We start from the raw sequence: 4,292 nt of genomic DNA, 5'->3' as shown, positions 1-4,292 counted from the left end.
ATCGATATCTTCGATCGATCCGGCATTCGCATGTATATCTACGTGACGCCCAATGACGACCATATCTGTGAGGTCTGTGCCGCATCGAATGGCTGCTTCTTCTTACCTTCCCAGGTCGCGAAGAAGAGGTTTTCCCCGCATACCGGCAAATGTCAACAATCCACGCCCTGTACCGGCGTATTGGTCGGACTGTACGGAGCCTGGCTAGAAGCGAGAGGCCTATTGGAACAACTCCGCAACAATGTCAAAAATGGCGGCATCCAGTTGTCAACGGAAGAAGTACGGGCCTTGGTCAACGGGCAGTGGGAACGGTGTATCAGCGCCGATACGGATCGACTGGGAATACATATCATCGAGGCCCTCAGCTATGAAAAGATCAATCCAGAGGTTGCGATCGAAAGCTATCGGTATGTCATCAATGAAGTGAAAGAAGTGCGGCATCTGATGTTTCTTGTTCCTGCCTACCTCCAACTCATGAAGGTGTTGCTTTTGGCCGGAGAAGAGGCGGAAGCGCTTGAGATCATCGAGCGGTTCGAAGCACGTTTTCCATCGACAAAACGCGGTCCTCATTTCCCATCAGATGAGCAGCGCGAGATCATGAAGATGAAAAAAGTCCAGCTGCTAAAAGGCCTGCTCCTCCAAATGTCAGCCTAGCCAACCGGCAGGCTCTTGGATCTTGCTCACTCCCGTACCTGGGAAGTCGCCGTCATACCGTAGGGTTTCACCAGCCTCGCTATTCACCAACGATGATTGATCCACCAATCGCTCAGTAGTTGGATTCGAGACTCATCGGTGTCTTGTTGAGGACGGTTGCCGCCGCTTGCGACAAGGCTGCGTCGTGGTGATGATCGGGAGAATAGATTCGAAACTGGATGAGTCGCGTGGGCAGAAGGTCTAAGAATTCTTCCAGCGGCTCGGTGGAAACTTGACCCGTTCCGGGGTCGTACACGTAGAGAGGATTCCCACGGCGGTCTTTGGGGTCAGGTCGTGGGTCCAACAGGGCCATGTCCACACGAAACGGCAGTCGCCTCAAGCCGGGCGGCAGTTCTTTGGCAATCTGCTGCTCGAAATGCCGATGGCTGGGAAACGCCATGCCACGTTCCTGTCCTTTTTCTTTCAACGTCGTGCTGTAGGCCATCTTCCATTTGATATCTCGGCCCACGATCCGTGCCCACTCTTGTCCCAGGTGACGGCGAGCTTTGTGGCGCGACTGTTTCCATCCTCGGACTTCTTCCAAAAGCGACCAGTCCGTCAGGATCCGATACCTATCCATATTCTTGCGCGGATCGTTGGGACAGAGCAGCTTCATCGTCTGACCGAAGATGTCCCGCAGATGGATGTCGATCGCTCGAGTGGTGCGATGGAAATAGACGTTGGAGTAGAGCTACATCCTCGTGTTGAGGAACATTTGTAGGGACGGAAGCCCGGTTTTGTGAATGGTGAAGCCTTTGTCCGTCACGATCGTGTAATGAATCAATCTCGTCAGGTCGACCGGGCCTACCGCCACACCGCACATATAAGAGTCCCTCAAGACGTAGTCCAGATTATCTCCGGTGTAACTCCCGGAGATCACAGGCTGAAGCATGTTCAACCATCGAGGGAGGCGGGAATTGTCCTTGCCTTTCTCCTTGAGGATCAGGTGGGCAATCTGGTCGGGATTCAGTTCTTCCCCTTTCGCGAAGGGTCCGGACGGGCTTCGGTGAATTTTCCTGATGAGGGGAGCCAAATGTTCCCGGATGATGATTTGCCCCAACCGTTCATGCGTGAGATTATGGGCATGGAGAAAGTTGTCATCGAAGAAATGGCAAAACGGACCGTGCCCAATGTCATGAACCAAGGCCGTCACCCGTAAGAGTTCTTCGACAAAATTGGCCGACGGAACGTCCTTGACGGCTTTTTTGAGAAATGGATACAGATGTCGCGCGAATCGTCCCGCCACGTGCATCGTTCCAAGAGAATGCACGAATCGCGTATGTTCCGCCGAGGGATAGACCCAGCGTGCACTCTGCAGCTGGTAGATGTAGCGCAGCCGCTGAACCCACGGCGAGTCGATGAGGTCTTTCTCGGTGTGTTCATGTGGATCAGGCCGCGCGTACGGTACGGTGAACGTGACGTACTTGTGGATGGGGTCGGCGATGAGCGCCGATCCATCATACGGAGCGTTCGGTCGGTCTGCCGGTTCCATGGCAAGCAGATATCTTAGCCCACCTGATCGGAGGGCGGCAACGGTTCAGTCGTGAGTCCGGTTGGTGAGGAACGATGTCTGTGGAAAAGCAGGTAGGCGACCGGATAGGACAACAGCGCTCCCAGCACGCTGAGAACGAGTCCTCCGAGCATAAAAGGAGCTGCGTAGGGAAGGACTTGTTGATAGATGCCGCTGAAACTCAGATCCTGCCAATCGAAATTTGGTACATCCGTGCGCCCCAAGAGCAATGCACCGGTCCAGTAGGTTGCGCCCAAGATCGGAATGATGGTCCAGGGATTGTTGATTAAGGCACCGGTAAACAAGGCCAGGAAATTGAGTCCAAACAGCCACGTACACAGCAGGACCATCGCCGTGTGCAAGCCATAGGCGGGTGAGAATGCGATGAAGACGCCCAGGGCAAATGCCAACGCAGTGCGTTGCGGGGACTCTTGTACATGGAGCACTTGGCGTAAGAGTGCTCGGAATGATCGGCCCCTTCGATTCGTGGACTGGTTACTCATGTCGGGGATCAGCGAAAATGCTCGTAACTGGTGGCCGGCATCGGTTGCGTCCGGCCGTCGGACCGCATCTGAATTCCGAACCGCTGTGGGCGAATCGTTCCGATACGAGTTATGCGATAGCCTCGTGTTTGTGCTTGCTGTTCGATAGTCTCGCAGTTGTGCGGAGAAGCAGTAAACAGAAGCTCGTAATCTTCCCCGCCGGTGAGCGCGAATCGAATCGGCGAGACGCCGATCGCCCGGGCATAGGCACGGCAGGCTGGGGAGATCGGTATCGTATCGAGTTCTATCTCTGCGCCGACTCGACTTTCTTCGCATAGATGCCGAAGATCTCCGGAGAGGCCGTCGGACAGGTCGATGGCGGCGGAAGCGAGTTGCCCATCATTGAGCCACTGGCCTTCGGCGACTCTTGCGGTGGGATGGGAGTGGCGGCGGACAAGAAATTGCCGATGGGAGCGCGAGAACTTGGTCTTCCTCCTTACCAAGGAGTACGAGGTTGTGCGGCTCATCAAAAGTTTGAGACCTGCCAGGGAGTCGCCTAGAGTGCCGGAAACATAGATGTCATCTCCCGCTTTGGCACCGCGCCGAAAAAGCGCCCGGCGCCCGCTTGTTGTGCCGACCAGGGTGATGCTAAGAAAGAGTCCAGCCTTGGACGCCGAGGTATCGCCACCGATGAGTGCCACGTCATAGAGGCGACAAGCCTTCATCAAGCCGCGGTACAACTTGTAGATGTGAGACCGCTTCAATGTCCTCGGGATGGCGAGCGAAATGAGCAAATAGCGAGGGACGGCGCCCATCGCGGCAATATCACTTAGATTGGCCATGGCTGCCCGGTATCCGATCGACTCAGAGGTAGCCGACTTCATGTCAAAGTGGATCCCTTCGGCAAGCAAATCCGTTGTGAAGTACCACCAGGCCTGGGCGGATGTCTCAATCACGGCCGCATCGTCGCCGATGCCTTGGACGAGCCCTGGCGCGTGACGAGCAAACTGACCCTCAAGAGATCGGATCAGAGCGAATTCCTGAATGTGAGGATGGGCCTGAGGACGGGCCACGACACGATCCTATGACTGTGCGGGCCGTTTGTTTGCCATCGCCGTGGCAGGGAGTTCGTGCGACCGCCGACCTTTGCCGGGTCCCAGAGGACGGATGCGTGTCGGCGCCGGAGGGGCCGATGATTTCCCGGAGGAGGGCGTAGCCTTGGCGCTTCGTCGGAGGGCGATCTTCATGACATCGTCCATGGTCTCGACAAACGCCAATTGAATGCCTTTGAGGAGATGTTTGGGGGTTTCCTCTAGGTCCTTTTTATTTCGACGTGGAAGGATCACTGTGGTGAGCTTCGCTCGCTTCGCCGCCAAAATCTTTTCCTTGAGCCCTCCGATCGGAAGCACTCGGCCTGTAGGTTGACTGGATGGTTGCTGACTTGGTTGTCTGCTGGGATCACCGATTGGTTGACCACTTGGTTGATCTGTGGGATCACCAAAAGGTTGTGATGTTGGTTGCCTTGTGGGTTGATTGCTTGGTCGACTGCTGGGCTGTCTGGTGGGTTGACTGGATGGTTGCTGACTTGGTTGTCTGCTGGGATCACC

At 55.6% G+C, this 4,292-nt stretch carries 6 protein-coding genes; 1 reads left to right on the top strand and 5 read right to left on the bottom strand.

Going from position 1 to position 4,292, the window contains the following annotated elements; translation table 11 throughout:
- The coding region (locus ACOSYY_RS01525; protein WP_421660495.1) for a hypothetical protein at positions 1-654 on the top strand (654 nt) is incomplete at its 5' end.
- Positions 655-766: 112 nt separating this feature from the next.
- Here the strand turns inward: ACOSYY_RS01525 and ACOSYY_RS01520 are convergent.
- From ACOSYY_RS01520 to ACOSYY_RS01500, 5 genes are all read right to left on the bottom strand, one after another.
- Complete coding sequence (locus ACOSYY_RS01520) at positions 767-1,273, bottom strand: hypothetical protein (protein ID WP_421660494.1); 507 nt, start codon at positions 1,271-1,273, stop codon at positions 767-769.
- A 111-nt stretch (positions 1,274-1,384) separates the two neighbouring features.
- A complete protein-coding gene (locus ACOSYY_RS01515; RefSeq protein WP_421660492.1) occupies positions 1,385-2,185 on the bottom strand; it encodes an HD domain-containing protein in 801 nt (266 codons plus the stop codon).
- Positions 2,186-2,199: 14 nt separating this feature from the next.
- Positions 2,200-2,706 (bottom strand): DUF2062 domain-containing protein, encoded by a 507-nt coding sequence (locus ACOSYY_RS01510; protein ID WP_421660490.1) that lies wholly within the window; start codon positions 2,704-2,706, stop codon positions 2,200-2,202.
- Positions 2,707-2,714: 8 nt separating this feature from the next.
- Entirely contained in the window at positions 2,715-3,758 is a 1,044-nt protein-coding gene (gene thiL / locus ACOSYY_RS01505; protein ID WP_421660489.1) for a thiamine-phosphate kinase, read from the bottom strand.
- Between the two features lie 9 nt (positions 3,759-3,767).
- The coding region (locus tag ACOSYY_RS01500) for a PT domain-containing protein (RefSeq protein ID WP_421660488.1) at positions 3,768-4,292 on the bottom strand (525 nt) is incomplete at its 5' end.

The organism is Nitrospira sp. BLG_2 (assembly GCF_049222245.1).
This window is presented reverse-complemented; position numbering and strand designations above follow the sequence as displayed.

Coding starts and splice junctions, on each gene's coding strand:
- ACOSYY_RS01520 (WP_421660494.1), bottom strand. CDS start 1,273: ATGGATAGGTATCGGATCCTGACGGACTGGTCGCTTTTGGAAGAAGTC.
- ACOSYY_RS01515 (WP_421660492.1), bottom strand. CDS start 2,185: ATGGAACCGGCAGACCGACCGAACGCTCCGTATGATGGATCGGCGCTC.
- ACOSYY_RS01510 (WP_421660490.1), bottom strand. CDS start 2,706: ATGAGTAACCAGTCCACGAATCGAAGGGGCCGATCATTCCGAGCACTC.